This window comes from Rhodococcoides kroppenstedtii (genome assembly GCF_900111805.1).
GTDB lineage: Bacteria > Actinomycetota > Actinomycetes > Mycobacteriales > Mycobacteriaceae > Rhodococcoides > Rhodococcoides kroppenstedtii.
This window is the reverse complement of sequence record NZ_FOJN01000004.1, coordinates 84,225-100,725: the sequence shown is the minus strand read 5'-3', so window position 1 is coordinate 100,725 and position 16,501 is coordinate 84,225. Positions and strand designations below refer to the sequence as shown.

The following is a 16,501-nucleotide window of genomic DNA, read 5'->3' as shown; positions in this document are numbered from 1 at the left end:
GACCCGAGCGTATCGGGGACGGTGTCACTCGCTGGGCGCGGCCATCTCCCGCAGCAGGCGATTGGTCATGCGGGCGGCGGCGTCGGTGCTGTCCGCGTCCTCGATGTGGACCGCGAACGCCAGGTCGCCGCGGGTCCCGAGGAACCACCGGCCGTCGTCGCCGTCGCCGGACAGGCCGATCACGGCGGGGTCGGCGATGCCGGCCTTCCGCGCGTCGTCGGCGAGCGTGCGACGGAGACCACTCAGCACGTCCCCCGGAACCGGGGACCCGGCCGCGGACACCGTCGCCGGTCGTCCGTCCACCACGAACGGCACCGGGGCGGACCCGCGCGCCACCGCCGCGGCCATCTGCGCCAGACCGAACGGGGTGACGGCGAAGTCGCCGGCCTGCCCGCGGGTCGAGGCCAGCGAGGCGCCGCGGATCTGGTCGACGGCGGTGCGTCCCTCGGGCAGAGTCGCGGTCACGGTCTCGAGCCCGGCGAGGTCGTACGACACACCGAGTCCGAATTGCCGTGCGGCGTCGGCGAAATCGATGCCCTGGCGGTCCGCCGAGGCCGCGACCACGTCGCGCACCGCGTCGGCCGGGTGCAGGGCGGTGAACGCGGGCGTCCCCTGATCGTTGGCGTAGCTGTTCTGCGCGGCGGCCACGACGGCGCCGCTGGACGGCCGCGTGACGACGATCGACGCCGGCGTCCCCACACTGACCACCGCGTTCAGGGCCGCGAGTTGCAGCGCGGGATCCAGCGAGGACGTCAGGTCGGGCGTTCCGGGCCCCTGGTACCCGGCCAGCTGCGTCGTCTCGCCGTCGGCGTCGGTGGCCTGCACGGCCCATCCCGCCGTGCCGTCGCGGTCGGCCTGCCAGACGGAGCGCAGCGCGTCGAGCACCGGGGAGTTGAGTCGCCGGTCGGTCGCGATCAGCTTCGGCTCGGCGTAGAGGACGACGCCGGGAATCGCGCGCAGGTCGTCCTCGAGGACGGCGTAGTCGTCGGCGCGCAGGTTGACCGCGGTGATCACGGCTCCGGGCGCCGCGGCGGCGTCGGCGAGCAACGACTCTGCGGTGATGAGCGGGGCGACGACATCGATGACGTCGGCGAGGCGGGCTGCGCTGGCGGCGAGGTCGGACGTGGCGGCGGGGTCGAGGCGCACCGAGGCGACGTTCTGCGCGGTCATCATGACCGCACCCGAGGAGTCGAGGACACGAGGCGCGGGCGCGTCGGTGCGGGTGTAGCGGACGGTCTCGCCGGCGCCGGAGTGCGGCATGACCACCGCCGGGTCCCACGCGATGCGCCAGCCGACGCCGAGCTTCTTCGCCGTCCCCTGCGTACTGACGTGCCAGGTGCGATCGTCGCCGGGACGGGGAGCACCGAAGGACCACGACGTGTCGACGGTGAAGAATCCGGACGCGTCGTCGAGACCGATGTACTGCGACACGCGGCGGGTGGCGACGCCCGGACCCATCGCGTCGAACATCTCCTCGAGGGTATGGGCCGCGGCGTTGGGGTAGGACGTCAGCGCGGCGGCCGCGGCCACGTCACGCTGGTCGAGGGCGGCGACGAAGCGGTCCACCAGAACGGCGGCCTCGCTGCGCGGCTTGTGCACCACGAACGAGGCGATCGTCGCGAGCGAGACGAACACTGCGAGCAGCGCGACGACGTACCGGGGACGCAGAGCCATTCCCCAATGTTCACATCAGTCACACGAGTAACACAGCACGGGCAGCGCTCGGAGCGGTCACGGTTCGGTCACCGCTCGGTTCGGCATCGGTGTCACCGCCGGTTCCGAGCCGACCGCGACGTCAGCGCAGGTACCGCCCCGCGGCCGCGAGTGCCGGCGCGGAGGAGTCGCCGCCCGCGACGAAGACCGCGAACGCGAGATCGCCGCGGATGCCGACGAACCATCCGTGCGCCGGGCCGCCGGCGACCTCCGCCGTGCCCGTCTTGCCGAGCAGCCCGTCGAGGTCGCGCAGCTCCGAAGCCGTGCCGTTCTGGACGGTCTCGCGCATCATCGCCCGGATCTCGTCGGTGACCCGGGCGGGAGCCGGCTCCGGCGTGCTGTCCGGGGTCCCCGGTCGACCGACGATCATGACCGGCGCGGGGGTGCTGCCGTCGGCGATCGACGCGGCCACCAGGGCCATCCCGAACGGCGACGCCGTCACGGTGCCCTGGCCGATCGCGGACTCGACGCGCTCGGCCGGCGTGGTGGCGGGCGGGACACTGCCGGTCACGGTGGTCAGTCCCGGCGTCACGTAGTCGACGCCGAGGCCGAACTGCGCGGCGGCGTCCCGCAGCGCGGTGTCCGGGAGCCCGACGGCGAGCTGACCCATCGTGGTGTTGCAGGACCGGGCGAACGCCGTGGTGAGCGGGACGGACCCGAGATCGAAGTTGTCGTCGTTGGGAATGGTTCGTCCCTCGATGTTCGCCGATCCGGGGCACGGAACCACGGTGTCGGGCGTGACCTCACCGGCCTGCAGCGCGGCCGAGGTGGTCACCGTCTTGAAGGTGGACCCGGGCGGGTAGAGCCCGGTGAGGGCCACCGGACCCTGCGCGTCGGCGGCGGCGTTCTGCGCCACGGCCACGACGTCCCCGGTCGACGGGCGGAGGGCGACGATCGCCGCGGCGTTCGGCAGCGCGGTCAGTGCGTTCTCCGCCTTGAGCTGCTGCAACGTGTCCAGGGACACGCGGATGTCGTCCCCCGTCGTGGCGTCCTCACCCGTCAGTCGCTGGGTGGGGGCGCCGTCCGGTCCGACGAGCTGCACGGCCCACCCGGCCGTGGCGTCCTGCTGCTCCTGCCAGACGGCGGCGACGTCGTTCAGCGCCGGCGAGGTGAGCGCTCGGTTGTCCGTGAGGAGCCGCGTCTGCTTCGACAGGGTCACGCCGGGGATCGCGGCGAGCAGCGACTCGATGGGGGCGATGTCCTCGTCGCGCAGGGTCACGGCCGTCACCGGGGACCCACCCGCCGTGGCCAGCGATTCGCCGAGCGACTCCGCGGTGACGGTGGGCGCGAAGGGCGACACCAGCGCGGCGACGGCTCCGGCATTCGCCGACGCGTCGAGGTTCACCAGGGTCACCACCTGCTGCGACATCAGCGGAGCGCCCGAGGCGTCGAGAACGCGGGGGACGCGGTCCGCGGCGAGCGTCGTGTAACGGACGGTGGTGTCCGGGGTCAGTCCGGCCACCACGGTTCCGGGATTCCAGGTCACCTGCAGGCCGGCGCCCCGGTCCGCGACCGAGCCCTCCGTGGTGTAGGTCCAGACCCGTTCGGTGGCGGTGGGGGCGGCCGACGTGCTCGTGGCTGCCGCAGTGGTCGACGCGGTCGACTCCGGGGTGTCGGTGGTCGACGCGGTCGACTCCGGGGTGTCGGTGGTCGAGGTGGCCGACTCCGGCGTGTCGTCGTCCGTCGGCGTGAAGGACCACGACGCCGACAGCGTGAACGTCTGCTGCTCCTCGTCGGTTCGGGAGACCGTGAAGCGCGGAGTGGCGGTGACGCCGGAAGCGCTGCCGACGCCCCCGAGGCCGGCGTAGATGCCGTCCAGTGCCGTGGTGGCGGCGGCCGGGTCGGAGGTGATCTCGGCCGCGGCCGCGACGTTCTGCGTGCTCAAGGCCTCGGCGAACCGATCCGCGAGCGACCTGACCTGCGACGGCGGCTCGCTGGAACACGCCGACGCCACCAGGGCGAGGACCAGGGCGGCGGCGCCGAACGACGCCGAACGACGGACCGGGTGACGAGTGATCGCGGCAGGCACGTGCTGATAGTGCCCCACGGGTCCGACGGTCACACGCCGTCCACGCCGCGCCGTCCGATCCGCGTGGCTTCCAGCAGTCCGCGTCGGCTGCAACACCAGCGGATCGCGGCAACGGGCGCGGATCGAGGCCCGCCGTCTCGCGCCAGTCGTCGACAGTCCCGGCGTTGGCGTGTAATCATGTAACTGCCGGTGTAATCAAGTAACACCCGAGCCGAGGAGGTTCCCATGTCATCGCACGAGCATCCGTTCGACCGAGGCCACCGCGGCCGCCGCGGCGGCCCCCGACCGCGAGGGGAACGCATCGGGCGTCCCGGCGGCTGGCAGCAGAAGGACGTCCCCGACGCCGGCGACGCCGAGCAGTGGTTCCTCGGGCGCCTCCCCGATACCTGGTACGACGGCGCGGTCACCGTCGAGGTGGACCGCGAGGAGATCGTCGTCGTCGGCGAGCTGTCGGTGCCGGACTCCTCCGCCGCCACGGTGGAAGGCCGCATCGCGCGCTTCCGCGAGGACACCCGCGGCGACCGCATGCGCATCGCCGACGAAGCCGAGGCCCGCTACGGCCGCAAGGTCGCGTGGGGTGTCGTCGTCGACGGCGAGACCACCCTGTTCACCCATCTGGCGGTGCCGGTGATGACGCGGCTGCGTCAGCCGGAGCGCAAGGTGCTCGACACACTGGTCGACGCCGGAGTCGCGCGATCCCGCGCCGATGCGCTCGCCTGGGCGGTCCGCCTGACCGGCGACCACATCGATCCCTGGCTCGCCGAGCTCCGCGACGCCATGCGCACGGTCGACGACCTTCGAGCCAAGGGCCCCGACTTGGGTTGAGCGACAACGAGAACCGGAAATCACCTTGACGGTCTGTTCCACCCGCCCCTACCATCGGACGCGACCGTGTTCCCGACGAACGGACAGCATCGAGTGATCACCTCGCAGTAGTGCGGATCCCACCGGCGAATCCTCGCGGTGGCCACGTCACTCCTCTCGAGGTTCTCCTTGTCTCGATCCCTCTCGTCCGAGCAGTCGTCGGTCGTCGTCACCGACCTCACGTATTCCTTCCCCGACGGGCGCACCGTCGTCGACGGCCTGACCGTCACCTTTCCGGCCGGCACCACCGGCCTGGTGGGCGCCAACGGTTCCGGTAAATCGACTCTGCTGCAACTGATCGCAGGCCGACTCACGCCGTCGTCGGGCACCGTCACCGTCCGCGGCAGCCTCGGTTACGTCCCGCAACGGTCCGACGTCGGAACGTCCCCGACGGTGGCCGACCGGCTCGGCATCGCCGAGGTGCGGGCCGCGCTGGCCCGCATCGAGCGTGGATCGACCCGGCCGTCGGACTTCGACACGGTCGGGGCCGACTGGGACGTCGAGGAACACAGCCTGGCCACGTTGGGCTCGGTCGGTCTCGACGTGAGTGGCAGCGGCACAGCGTATCTCGATCGAACCGTCCAGTCGCTGTCCGGCGGCGAGGCGACCCAGTTGGCGGTGGCCGCGCAGATGCTGCGTCGTCCCGACGTGCTGGTGCTCGACGAGCCGACGAACAATCTCGACGGTCGTGCGCGAGCGGCACTGCGCCGCGCCGTCGGGGGCTGGCCGGGCACCGTGATCGTGGTGAGCCACGACGTCGCCCTGCTCGAGACCATGGACCGTATCGCTGAAATGCGTTCGGTCCGTGAGCAACCGGCCACGATCACCCTGTTCGGTGGCAACTTCTCGCACTACCGCGCCGCTGTCGAGGCCGAGCAGGACGCCGCCCTGGCCGCGGCACGGGCGGCCGAGCAGGACGTGCGTCGACAGCACCGCGACCTGCAGGACGCCCGAACCACGATCGACCGCCGACGCAAGATGGGCGACAAGGCCGACCGCGAGAAACGGGTGCCGAAGATCGTGGCCCACAATCGGCGCAGCGCCGCGCAGGAATCCGCGGCGCGCTACCGGTTGGGTCACGAGAAACGGCTGTCCTCCTCACGTGAGCGGCTCGACGAGGCCCGCGACGCGATCCGCGACGACGCGGAGATCGTCGTCGACCTGCCCGGTACCGAGGTGCACTCGGATCGCACGGTCGTCGACACCGGTGACGTCGAGATGAACTGTGGCGGACGCTTTCCCGGACGCACGGTGCGGTTGACCGTCATCGGCCCGGAACGCGTCGCGGTGACCGGTGACAACGGCGTCGGCAAGACGTCGCTGCTCCGCGCGCTGCGCCCCGACGTGCCCTCGGCCTACCTGACGCAGAGTCGCGACGATCTGGACGACGACCTGTCGGTCGTGGAGAACGTCACGGCCGTCGCCCCCACCGCGACCGTCACCGAGATCCGCACGCGGTTGGCTCGGTTCCTCTTCCGGGGTCGCCGGGCCGAGGCCGCCGTCCGCACCCTCTCCGGTGGCGAACGGGTGCGGGCCGCCCTGGCCACCCTGCTGCTGACGGAGCCCCCACCCCAGCTGTTGATCCTCGACGAGCCGACCAACGATCTCGATCTCGCGTCGCGGGAGCAGCTGGTCTCGGCACTGCGCTCGTTCCGCGGTGCGCTGGTCGTCGTGTCTCACGACGTCGACTTCCTGGAGCAGCTGAGGGTGACGCGGCGGCTGCATCTGTCGGCAGAGGGGCTCGCCCCGACCTGAGGCCCGGAGGGGCTCGCCCCGACCTGAGGCCCGGAGGGGCTGGTTCCGACCTGACAGACTGACACCGTGGATTTCGCGATCAACCCCGTCGACGGCACGCGCATCGCCTACACCGTGACCGGCGCCTCCGACGGACCCCCGGTACTGCTGGTGCACGGCAGCCTGCTGTCGCACCAGATCTGGCGCACGTTCGGGTACGTGCGCGCGTTGCGCGAGACCTACCGAGTGATCCTGGTCGACCAGCGCGGCCACGGGCGCAGCGACGCGCCCCGGAGCGAGGACGCCTACCGAATGGACCGCGTCACGGCGGATCTGGTGGCGGTGCTCGATGCGGTCGACCTCCGTGCGGTGCACTACGTCGGCTATTCGTTCGGGGGCCGCTCGGGCCTGCACCTGGCGGTGGCGCATCCGGGCCGGGTCGCCTCGGCGCTGATCGGCGGCGCCGGGGCCGGGAGTCAACGCGGCGCGCTCGACAGTCTGTTCTTCGACGGCAGCGCCGACGTTCTGGCCGAGCGGGGCATGGCGGGCTTCGTCGACGAGTGGGCCGCGCGCCGCCGGTTCCCGGTCGACTCGGGAACGCGAGCGGCGTTCCTGCGCAACGATTCCGACGCTCTGGCAGCCTACTTCCGGGCGTCGGACGCCGATCCCGGCCTGCCCGACGACGCCGTCCGCGCCCTCGACGTCCCGATGTTGTTCTCGGTCGGCTCGCGGGACGTCCAGCGCATCGCGGACACCCGCCGCACGGCCGCGCTGGTCCCCGGCGCCGAGTACATCGAACTGCCGGGGTACGACCACGCGACGGCGGTGGCCGCCCCCGAGGCCGTCGACCTCACGCGCGAATGGCTCGGCAGGGTCACGTCAGCCGGCACGTAGCGCGAGGGTGACCGCGTCGTCGAGGCCCGACGTCCAGACGTCGCCGTGCCCCGGCAGCACCGTGGCGGCCGACACCTCGCGCAGCGCGACCAACGACGCTCGGGCCTGCGGCACGTTCGCCGTGGCCGCAGCCGGGACCACGCGCGGTCCCGTGTGCCCGGTGTAGGGGTCGTGAGTGACCAGCGCGTCGCCGACGATGATCGCGTCGCGGTCCGGAAAGTGCAGTGCGACATGGCCGAACGTGTGGCCGGGTGTCTCGATCAGGCGGGGGAGCCGGGAATCGCGGCGTCGACGCCGACGGGGACGACGTCCGTCACACCTCGCACTCCCAACGCACCGGCGAGAACGATCGACCCCAGAATGGGCAGCGACCGAGGATGGCGGAGCGGGAACAGGACCCGCGACCGCTCGCGCTGGTAGGTGTAGGGAAGGTGCGCCAGCGTCTCGTCGGCGTGGTGCACCCACACCGGTACGCCCCACGTGCGACCGATTCGTGCCGCGAGCCCGACGTGGTCGAAGTGCGCGTGGGTGAGCATCACGCCGACGACGTCGGACGGTGCGCGACCGAGCCGGGACAGCGCCGAGAGCAGGTCACCCCACATCCGCGGCAGACCGGCGTCGACGACGAGAATGCCCTCGTCGACCTCGACCAGGTACATGTTGGTCACCGCCCGGCAGAGTCGATGGATGCCGGGCGCCTCGTCGGGGACGAACACTGTGTCTCTCCTTCGTCGGGATCGTCCGGGCGTTCCCGTGGGTCGACGCGCCAAACCGATCGAACGCTCGTCGGTAGCCTGACCCTCATGGCGTCACGGTTCTGGTCCCTGCTCGGTCGATCGGTCGCGAAGGGACACGCGCGGTCGCGCCGGGCGGTGGCGGACGCCGGGTCGGTCGACGTCGACACGGTGACTGCCGACGCGTTGCGCGAGAAGTTCGACCTCCCGCGGTTCTTGGCCCTCGCACGGGAGACCGCCGACACCGCGATCGGGCTGCGCCCGTTCGACACCCAGCTCTACGCCGCCGTCCGGTTGCTCGAGGGCGACGTGGTGGAGATGGGGACCGGCGAGGGCAAAACGCTCGCCGGGGCGATCGCCGCGGCCGGGTACGTCCTGCAGGGGCGCACCGTGCACGTGGTGACGGTCAACGACTTCCTCGCCCGGCGCGACGCCGAGTGGATGGAGCCGTTCTACCGCGCCCTGGGCATCGACGTCGGGGCCGTCACGGCGGAGTCCACCGCGGACGAGCGGCGCAGCGCGTACGCCTGCGCGGTGACCTACGCGTCGGTCAACGAAATCGGATTCGACGTTCTCCGTGACCATCTGGTGGACGATCCCGCCGATCTCGTCGCCCCCACCGCGGACGTCGCCGTGGTCGACGAGGCGGATTCGGTCCTCGTCGACGAGGCGCTGGTACCGCTGGTCCTGGCCGGCGGCACCGAGCAGGACGGCGGAGCCGACGACGTGCTGGCCGCCGTGCGCACGCTCGATCCGGACACCGACCACGCCACCGACACCGAGCGTCGCAACGTCTTCCTCACCGACGCGGGGGCGGAGAAGGTCGAGGTCGCACTGGGCGGCATCGATCTCTACAGCGAGGAGCACGTCGGGACCACGTTGGTGCGAGTCAACCTCGCGCTCCACGCGCAGGTGTTGCTGCGCCGCGACGTCGACTACATCGTGCGCGACGGCCGGGTGCAGTTGATCGACGCGTCTCGTGGACGGGTGGCGGATCTGCAGCGGTGGCCCGACGGGCTGCAGGCGGCGGTGGAGGCCAAGGAGGGGCTGCGACGCACCGACACCGGCCGCATCCTGGACAGCATCACCGTGCAGGCCGTGATCGGTCGGTACCGTCGGGTGTGCGGCATGACGGGCACGGCTCTCGCTGCGGGAGAACAACTTCGGACGTTCTACGGTCTCGGCGTGTCGGTGGTGGAGCCGAACGAGCCGTTGATCCGCGTCGATCGGCCCGATCGGGTCTACGCGACGGCCCCCGAGAAGACCGCGGCGGTGGTCACGACGGTGGCGGAGGCCCACGCCGAGGGTCGGCCCGTCCTGGTGGGCACGCACGACGTGGCCGAATCCGAAGCACTCTCGGAACGGCTGACGGCGCACGGAGTTCCGGTGACCACCCTCAACGCCAAGAACGACGCCGAGGAGGCGGACATCGTCGCCCGGGCGGGGGAACGCGGGGCGGTGACCGTCTCGACGCAGATCGCGGGGCGCGGCACCGACATTCGCCTCGGCGACGGTGTGCGCGAGCTCGGCGGACTCCTGGTGGTGGGCACCGGACGCTTCGTCACCGAACGCCTCGACAACCAGCTGCGCGGGCGCGCGGGGCGGCAGGGCGATCCGGGCGAGTCGGTGTTCTTCGCCTCCTGGGACGATCCCCTGGTCACCTCCTTCCTCGACGCGAAGGACCGGCCGGGTACGCCCGACGCGTCGGGCTTCGTCGCCGCACCGTCCGCAGCGTCGCGCATCGACCACGCCCAGCGCGTCGCCGAGGGCGCCATGCTCGCCACCCACTCCTCGACGTGGCGCTACAACCGCCTGACCGCGCAGCACCGCGACATCCTCGACACCCGTCGTCACGCCCTCCTCACCACCGACGAGGCGTGGGGCCTGCTCGCCGGCCGCAACCCGGAGCGGGCCGAGCAGCTCGCCGACGACGTGCCGCACGACGTGCTGGTCGTCGCGGCGCGGCGGATCGTGCTGCACCACCTCGACCGCGCGTGGAGCGACTACCTGGCCCACCTGGCCGACGTCCGGGAGAGCATCCACCTGCGTGCGCTGGGCCGGGAGAACCCGCTCGACGAGTTCCACCGCATCGCGATCGACGCGTTCGCCGAGGTGCAGTCGCGGGCTCTGGACGAGTCGGACCGCACCTTCCGGACCGCCGACATCGGTCCGGACGGGGTGGACCTGGAGTCGCTGGGGCTCGTGCGGCCGTCGTCCACCTGGACCTACGTGCGGGAGTCGGAGCGGCCGTCGCTGTTCTGACCGCCGGCCGATCGATGCTGCGCCGGGGGCACACCAGCGCGCCTAATCGACGGGATCCCGCCGTTTGCGGCGACTTCTGTGCACGCAGGCATGGCGCCCGGGGCCGATCGGCCCGAACCATTGCGAGCGAGCACTCTCTTTCTGTACGGTGACGCCATCCCACGTGATGGAGGTCACATGAGCGACTACGACGTCATCCTGTCCGGCGGCACGGTGTTCGACGGCAGCGGCGGGCCCGGCGTCCGCGCCGACGTGGGCATCAGCGGCGGGGAGGTCCGCGCGGTGTCCTCGACCCCGCTCGAGCCCGGCCCGGACACCGAGGTGATCGACGCCACCGGTCAGTGGGTGATGCCGGGCTTCGTGGACGTGCACACGCACTACGACGCCGAGGTCCTGGTCGGCCCGGGCCTCACCGAATCCGTCCGCCACGGCGTGACGACGGTGCTGCTGGGCAACTGCTCGCTGTCCACCCTGTACTCGACACCCGTCGACATCGCCGACCTCTTCAGCCGCGTCGAGGCGCTCCCCCGTGACCACGTGCTCAAGGCCGTCGACACCCACAAGACGTGGTCCAACCCGGAGGAGTACATCGCTGCGCTCGAGCGACTCCCGTTGGGCCCGAACATCGCTGCACTCGTGGGCCACTCGGACCTGCGGGCCAAGGTCATGGGCCTCGACCGGTCCACCGATCCGAGCCAGCGGCCCACCCGCCGGGAGAGCGCGCAGATGGCCGAGGCGCTCGACCGTGCGCTCGACGCCGGCCTGCTCGGCCTGTCGACCATGACCAACCCGTGGGACAAGCTCGACGGCGACCGGTACCGCTCGCGCTCCCTGCCCTCGTCGTACGCGTCGTGGTCGGAGTTCCGCCGGCTGCACCGCATCCTGCGTCGCCGGGGCCGACTCCTGCAGTCGATCCCGAACCTCAACACCAAGTACGACATGATCTTCTTCCTCGGCGCCGCCACGGGTGTCGGCCGGAAGGCGCTCAAGGTGTCGCTGCTCGCCGCCGCCGATCCCAAGGCGTCCCCGTGGATCCATCGCATCTTCGGCCCCCTCGCGGCATTGGTGAACGGGCCCGGCCGGGGCGACTTCCGCTGGCAGCACCTGCCCACCACCTTCGACGTGTACTCCGACGGTATCGATCTGGTGGTGTTCGAGGAGTTCGGTTCCGGCCGGGCTGCGCTGCACCTGCGAGAAGAGCTGGGCCGCAACGAGTTGCTGCAGGACGAGGCCTACCGCCGGTGGTTCCGCGCGGACTTCGAGAAGAAGTTCTCCTCCCGGGTGTGGCACCGCGACTTCGCGGACGCGGAGATCACCGAGTGCCCCGACGCGTCGGTGGTGGGCAAGAACATCGCCGAGGTGGCCGAGGAACGCGGAATTCACGTGGTCGACGCCTTCCTCGATCTGGTCGTCGAGCACGGACGGAAGCTGCGCTGGCACACCACGATCGCCAACCATCGCCGCAAGCAGATGGACAGGCTGATCACCCGACCGGGCGTGACCGTCGGCTTCTCCGACGCGGGCGCGCACCTGCGGAACATGGCGTTCTACAACTTCGGCATTCGCCTGCTGCGTCGGGTGCACGACGCGCGGGAGGGCTTCCTCACCGTCGCGCAGGCCGCGCACAAGCTCAGCGGCGAGTTGGCGGACTTCTACGGCGTCGACGCCGGCCACCTGCGGATCGGGGACCGGGCGGACATCGTCGTGGTGAACCCGGCCGGCCTGACCGACGAGGTGGACGCGTACCGGGAGGAAACCATGCCGGAGTTCGGCGGCCTGAGCCGCATGGTGAACCGCAACGACGACGCGGTCACCGCCACGCTCGTCGGCGGCCGGGTGGTCTACCGCGGCGGCCGCTTCGCCTCGTGGTTCGGCGTCTCCGAGCGCGCCGGGCAGTTCCTGCGCGCCGGCGTGCGCACGCCCGCCGCGGGCGCGGCCGCTGCGGGCGAAGACCGCCGATCGGCCGCCGCGGGCGCCGACCGCCGACCGGCAGCAGTGTGAGGCGGACCCAGGAGGAACGCCGGACCGCGACCGTCGGCAAGCTCGTCGACGCCGCGATCGCCTCGCTGTGCGAGAAGGGCTACGCCGCCACGACGGTCACCGAGGTGGTCACCCGCGCGGGCCTGTCCTCGGGCGCGATGTTCCGGCACTTCCCCACTCGGCTCGACCTGATGGTGGCGGCGGCGGACGAGGTGCGCCGCCGACAGTTCGAGGAGTTCCGCACGGGTCTGTCGGCGTTCGGATCGGCGTCGGTCGAACACTGCCTGACCCTGTTGCGCGCGGCGTGCCGGGCACCGATCAACGGCGCCTGGTACGAGCTGCTCATCGCGGCGCGCAGCGATCAGGCATTGCGAGAGCGGCTGGTGCCTTTCACCGAGCGGTACCACGCGGAGATCGTCGCGCTCGGCCGAACCCTGCCCATTGCCGGGGCACTGCCCCCGGCCGAGGTGGATACCGTGCTCTTCTCGGTGGTATTCCTCCTCGACGGGGAGGCCCTCTCCGCCGTCGTGCATCCGCAACCCGAGCAGGAGCAGCTCCGGCTGGACCTGGTTGCCCGGTTGTTGCGCGGCGACTCGGTGCATCGACGAAGCGAGGCGAGTTGACCCAGCAGGAACCACCCGAGCCGCACGCGCAGTGGACGGTCCGGTCCACCGGAGCGGACGTCGCGGTCTTCGAGTACGGCCGACGCGACGCGGAGACGACCGTCGTTCTCGTGCACGGATATCCGGACGATCACCGCATGTACGAGCCGCTGATCGCCGCGATCGGCGACCGCGCTCGCGTCGTCGCCTACGACACCCGCGGCGGTGGTGACACCCTCCTCGACACTCCGGACCGCACCGCGTCCTACGCCCTCGAGCGACTGGCCGAGGATTTCTGGGCAGTGGTCGACTCCATCCCCGATCGCGGCGGTCCGGTCCACGTGTTCGCGCACGACTGGGGATCGGTCCAGATGTGGGATCCGTTGCGCGACAGTCGCGCTCGTGTCGACGTCGCCTCCTACACCTCGGTGTCCGGACCCAGCATCGACCACCTGCGGGCAGTGTCGCGCCGGCGGGGCCTGCGCCCCTGGCAATGGCCGTCGTTGATCGGCCAGCTGGGTCGGTCCTGGTACATCTGGGGCTTCCACGTCCCCGTGCTCGGGAAGTACGTGCCGACGGCGTTCGTCAAGGCCGGACCGAACGATCCGGCTCCCGCGGCCACACCCGAGAACATGGCACGCGGGGTGGAGTTGTACCGCGCCAACATCGTTCGACGGATGATCGCCGGGCCCGAGCCGCGGTGCGAGGTGCCGACGACCATCGTCGTACCGCGGCGGGACCGCTTCCTCTCCCCCGATCTCGTCGAGGGCGTGGAGCGGTGGGCCCCGGATCTGCGGATCGTGCGGGTCGACGCCAAGCACTGGTGGCCCTGGACCCACCCCCGCGACGCGGCGGATCTTCTCCTCGGTCGCTCCTGAGCCGGGAGCGTCGCCGGATCACTCGACCCGGCGCCCGCCCTCCAGTCGGACCACTCGATCGGCGACGGCGATCACCGCGGCGTCGTGCGAGACGCAGACCACCGCGGCGCCGCGCTGTGCCTCGTCGACCATCGCGGCCCGGATCCGCTCGGCGCTCGCGGCGTCGAGTCCAGTGGTCGGCTCGTCGAGCAACAGCAGGTCCGCCCGCCGCGCGAGCCCCTGGGCGAGCAACGCACGCTGACGCTGACCGCCGGACACCGTCGCGAACGACGCCGAGGCGAGATCGGCGATGTCGAGGCGGCGCAGCGCGTCGTCCACCAGCGCCCGGGTGCCCGCACGCGCGGGGCGCCACCGACCGAGCCGACCCCAGGTACCCACCGTCACGACGTCCCGGACGGTGAGCGGCAGGCCGTCGGACACGGCGGTGCGCTGGGGAACGAATGCGATCGTCCCCGACACCACCCGCCGACCCGCCGTCGGCACCACGGTGCCCGCGATCGTCTCCACCAGAGTCGATTTGCCGGAACCGTTGGGTCCGGCGATCACCGTCACCGTGCCCGCGCGGACGTCCAGGTCGACGTCGCGCAACGCCACGGTGCCGTCGTATTCCACGCGGAGTCGGGTGAGGTGGGCCGCAACGAGGGTCATCACCACACCATAGCCGGTTTTGATAATCGTTTTCGATACTGTTACGTTCCCGACCGTGACGAATCCGGCACTCGGTGCGCTGATGGACCCGTTCGCCCACGGGTTCGTCCAGCGCGCTGCCCTGGGCGGTGCGCTGGTGGCCGTGCTCTGCGGTGTCGTCGGCACCTGGGTCGTGGTGCGCGGCATGGCCTTTCTGGGTGAAGCGCTCGCGCACGGCATGCTGCCGGGGGTCGCGCTCGCCACCGTGCTGGGTGGTCCCGTGCTGGTGGGCGGAGCCATCGGCGCCGCGGTCATGAGCGTCGGTATCACCGCGCTGCAGCGTCGCGGCCGACTGTCGTACGACACCAGCATCGGCCTGCTGTTCGTGGCCATGCTCGCACTCGGCGTCATCGTCGTGTCCCACTCCGGAAGCTTCGCCACCGACGCCACCACGATCCTGTTCGGCGACGTGTTGGCGATCGACGAGACCGACCTCGTTCTCCTCGCCGTGGCCACGGCGGTCGGAATCGCCGCCGCGACGGCCTTCCACCGCCCTCTCGTGGCGCTCGCGATCGACCCGCGCATCGCCGCCGTCCTCGACCTGGGCCCCCGCTCGGCCCGCGCGGTCCTGGTCGCCCTCGTCACCCTCGCCGTCGTGTCGTCGTACCAGGCCGTCGGCTCGCTGCTGGTCGTCGGCCTGTTGCTCGCCCCGGCCGTGGCGGCCGGTCCGTGGACCGACCGCATCCCGACCCGGATGGTCCTGGCGGCCGTGATCGGGGTCGCCAGTGTCGTTGTCGGCCTGCTGGTCTCGTGGCACGCAGCCACCGCGGCCGGCGCCTCGATCGCGGCCACGGCCATCGCGGCGGCCGCCCTGTCGCACGCGGCGCACGCGGCTCTCCCACCCGTCGACGCGCGTCGACACCCGTCCCCGAAAGGTCACCGTGCACCATCGACTGACCCGCGCCGTCCTGGCGCCCGCTCTTCTCACGCTCGCCCTGTCCGGGTGCAGCGCCGAGCCCGCACCGGTCGACGATCGGGCGGCCGACGAGACCGCCGTCGACGCGAGCGGTGACGGCCACGGCGCGATCGACGGCGCCGAGGAACTGGCCGAGCCGCGCCTCGGTCTCACGTCCGTCGACGCCGCCGGGACGGTCACCCACCTCGACCTTCTCGACGAGACGACGACCGAGCTCGGTAGTGTCGACCCTCCCCGCGCGGTGCACACCGACGGTCGATACCTGTTCGTGCAGAACGATTCCGGCGTCGAGATCGTCGACAGCGGTGTGTGGACGTGGGACCACGTCGACCACTTCCACTACTACCGGGCGCAGCCGCGCCTCCTCGGCACGGTGCCCGGGGACGGCGACGTCACCGTGAGCACGACGAACTCGTCGACGTCCGGCGGGACGGGGCTGTACTTCGCCGGGTCCGGCGACGCCGTCCTGCTCGACACCGAGGCACTCTCTCGCGGTGAGATCCGCGAACTCTTCCGCGTCACCGGCGCTCCGGGTCCCGGCCTGACCGTCCCGGTCGGCTCGTTCGCGCTCGTCACCGAGGGGAGCGGCGCGTCGCGCACCGTCGTCGGCCGTGCCGCCGACGGGACACCCACCGGGGTCGTCGACTCGTGCCCCGACGTCGGCGGTACCCGGACCACGCGGGTCGGTGCCGTGATCGGCTGCGCCGACGGCGCCCTCCTCGCCACGGCCACCGACGACGACGTGACGACGCAGCGCATCCCCTACCCCGAGGGGCTGTCCGGTATGTCCGTGGCCGAGTTCGACAACCGAGAGGGCCGGCCGACGGTCGCCGGCCTGGTCGGCGACGAGATCCTGCTCCTCGATACCCGCGACAGATCCTGGACCCGGCTGCCGGCTCCGGCCCCGCTGGTGCACGTCACCGCGGTCGACGACGGCGACGACCACGTGCTCGCCCTGGCCCGCGACGGACGCGTTCTCGTCCTCCGCGGTACCGACGGAGCGGTCCTGGCCGAGACTCCGGCCCTCGTCGCGGACTCGATCGCCGCCGGTGCCGCGCCGACGCTCGTCGCCGACCAGCAGCGGGCCTACCTGAGCGGACCCGTCGAGAAGACCCTGTACGAACTCGATTTCGCGGACGACGCGCGCATCGCCCGCACCTTCGACACGGCGACCGAACCCGTGTTCACCGCCGGGACGGGGCGCTGAC

General features: G+C 71.7%; 13 protein-coding genes and 1 pseudogene. 9 read left to right on the top strand and 5 right to left on the bottom strand.

Annotated features, from left to right (window positions below; genetic code table 11):
- Positions 1–24: 24 nt before the first annotated feature.
- Together BMZ18_RS06135 and BMZ18_RS06130 are read right to left on the bottom strand one after the other, a co-directional pair.
- Positions 25–1,674: a penicillin-binding protein gene (locus BMZ18_RS06135; RefSeq protein ID WP_068360328.1), complete on the bottom strand. Its 1,650-nt coding sequence runs from the start codon at positions 1,672–1,674 to the stop codon at positions 25–27.
- A gap of 121 nt (positions 1,675–1,795) precedes the next feature.
- Complete coding sequence (locus tag BMZ18_RS06130; RefSeq protein ID WP_244516439.1) at positions 1,796–3,742, bottom strand: penicillin-binding transpeptidase domain-containing protein; 1,947 nt, start codon at positions 3,740–3,742, stop codon at positions 1,796–1,798.
- A 225-nt stretch (positions 3,743–3,967) separates the two neighbouring features.
- On the opposite strand from BMZ18_RS06130, the gene abmR reads away from it, so the two are divergent.
- The 3 genes from abmR (at position 3,968) to BMZ18_RS06115 (ending at position 7,234) form a co-directional block, all read left to right on the top strand.
- Positions 3,968–4,567, top strand: coding sequence for an ATP-binding transcription factor AbmR (abmR, locus tag BMZ18_RS06125; RefSeq protein ID WP_244516438.1), 600 nt, complete (start codon positions 3,968–3,970; stop codon positions 4,565–4,567).
- Positions 4,568–4,735: 168 nt separating this feature from the next.
- Complete coding sequence (locus tag BMZ18_RS06120; protein WP_068360415.1) at positions 4,736–6,361, top strand: ABC-F family ATP-binding cassette domain-containing protein; 1,626 nt, start codon at positions 4,736–4,738, stop codon at positions 6,359–6,361.
- Positions 6,362–6,427: 66 nt separating this feature from the next.
- Entirely contained in the window at positions 6,428–7,234 is an 807-nt protein-coding gene (locus BMZ18_RS06115) for an alpha/beta fold hydrolase (protein ID WP_068360331.1), read from the top strand.
- Here BMZ18_RS06115 and BMZ18_RS20245 read toward each other — a convergent pair.
- Both BMZ18_RS20245 and BMZ18_RS20240 read right to left on the bottom strand, forming a co-directional pair.
- Complete coding sequence (locus BMZ18_RS20245; RefSeq protein ID WP_342028283.1) at positions 7,220–7,459, bottom strand: MBL fold metallo-hydrolase; 240 nt, start codon at positions 7,457–7,459, stop codon at positions 7,220–7,222. The two genes, BMZ18_RS06115 and BMZ18_RS20245, sit on opposite strands and share 15 nt — an antisense overlap.
- 35 nt (positions 7,460–7,494) lie before the next feature.
- Positions 7,495–7,950, bottom strand: a complete 456-nt coding sequence (locus BMZ18_RS20240) for an MBL fold metallo-hydrolase (protein WP_342028277.1) — start codon at positions 7,948–7,950, stop codon at positions 7,495–7,497.
- 87 nt (positions 7,951–8,037) lie between these two features.
- Between BMZ18_RS20240 and secA2 the strand changes: the two are divergent.
- The 4 genes and pseudogenes from secA2 to BMZ18_RS06090 form a co-directional block, all read left to right on the top strand.
- Positions 8,038–10,200 (top strand): annotated as a pseudogene (gene secA2 / locus BMZ18_RS06105) (accessory Sec system translocase SecA2); the annotation flags it as partial.
- Positions 10,201–10,407: 207 nt separating this feature from the next.
- On the top strand, positions 10,408–12,231 hold the full coding sequence (locus tag BMZ18_RS06100) for an N-acyl-D-amino-acid deacylase family protein (RefSeq protein ID WP_068360337.1): 1,824 nt from the start codon (positions 10,408–10,410) through the stop codon (positions 12,229–12,231).
- Positions 12,228–12,833 (top strand): TetR/AcrR family transcriptional regulator, encoded by a 606-nt coding sequence (locus BMZ18_RS06095; RefSeq protein ID WP_222674578.1) that lies wholly within the window; start codon positions 12,228–12,230, stop codon positions 12,831–12,833. The genes BMZ18_RS06100 and BMZ18_RS06095 overlap by 4 nt, the downstream gene beginning before the upstream one ends.
- Entirely contained in the window at positions 12,830–13,690 is an 861-nt protein-coding gene (locus BMZ18_RS06090; RefSeq protein ID WP_068360339.1) for an alpha/beta fold hydrolase, read from the top strand. The genes BMZ18_RS06095 and BMZ18_RS06090 overlap by 4 nt, the downstream gene beginning before the upstream one ends.
- Before the next feature lie 18 nt (positions 13,691–13,708).
- Here the strand turns inward: BMZ18_RS06090 and aztA are convergent, their stop codons facing one another.
- Complete coding sequence (gene aztA / locus BMZ18_RS06085; protein WP_068360422.1) at positions 13,709–14,338, bottom strand: zinc ABC transporter ATP-binding protein AztA; 630 nt, start codon at positions 14,336–14,338, stop codon at positions 13,709–13,711.
- 55 nt (positions 14,339–14,393) lie between these two features.
- On the opposite strand from aztA, the gene aztB reads away from it, so the two are divergent.
- Both aztB and BMZ18_RS20025 read left to right on the top strand, forming a co-directional pair.
- A complete protein-coding gene (aztB, locus tag BMZ18_RS06080; RefSeq protein ID WP_244516437.1) occupies positions 14,394–15,389 on the top strand; it encodes a zinc ABC transporter permease AztB in 996 nt (331 codons plus the stop codon).
- The gene (locus BMZ18_RS20025; RefSeq protein ID WP_139203868.1) at positions 15,271–16,500 is read left to right on the top strand and encodes an ABC transporter; all 1,230 of its coding nucleotides are present in this window, start codon (positions 15,271–15,273) and stop codon (positions 16,498–16,500) included. Before aztB ends, BMZ18_RS20025 begins: the two co-directional genes overlap by 119 nt.
- Position 16,501 lies beyond the last annotated feature (1 nt).

What these genes read in the sequence shown, in the direction of transcription:
- BMZ18_RS06100 (WP_068360337.1), top strand. Translation starts at nt 10,408, where the DNA reads ATGAGCGACTACGACGTCATCCTGTCCGGCGGCACGGTGTTCGACGGC.
- aztA (WP_068360422.1), bottom strand. Translation starts at nt 14,338, where the DNA reads ATGACCCTCGTTGCGGCCCACCTCACCCGACTCCGCGTGGAATACGAC.
- abmR (WP_244516438.1), top strand. Translation starts at nt 3,968, where the DNA reads ATGTCATCGCACGAGCATCCGTTCGACCGAGGCCACCGCGGCCGCCGC.
- BMZ18_RS06135 (WP_068360328.1), bottom strand. Translation starts at nt 1,674, where the DNA reads ATGGCTCTGCGTCCCCGGTACGTCGTCGCGCTGCTCGCAGTGTTCGTC.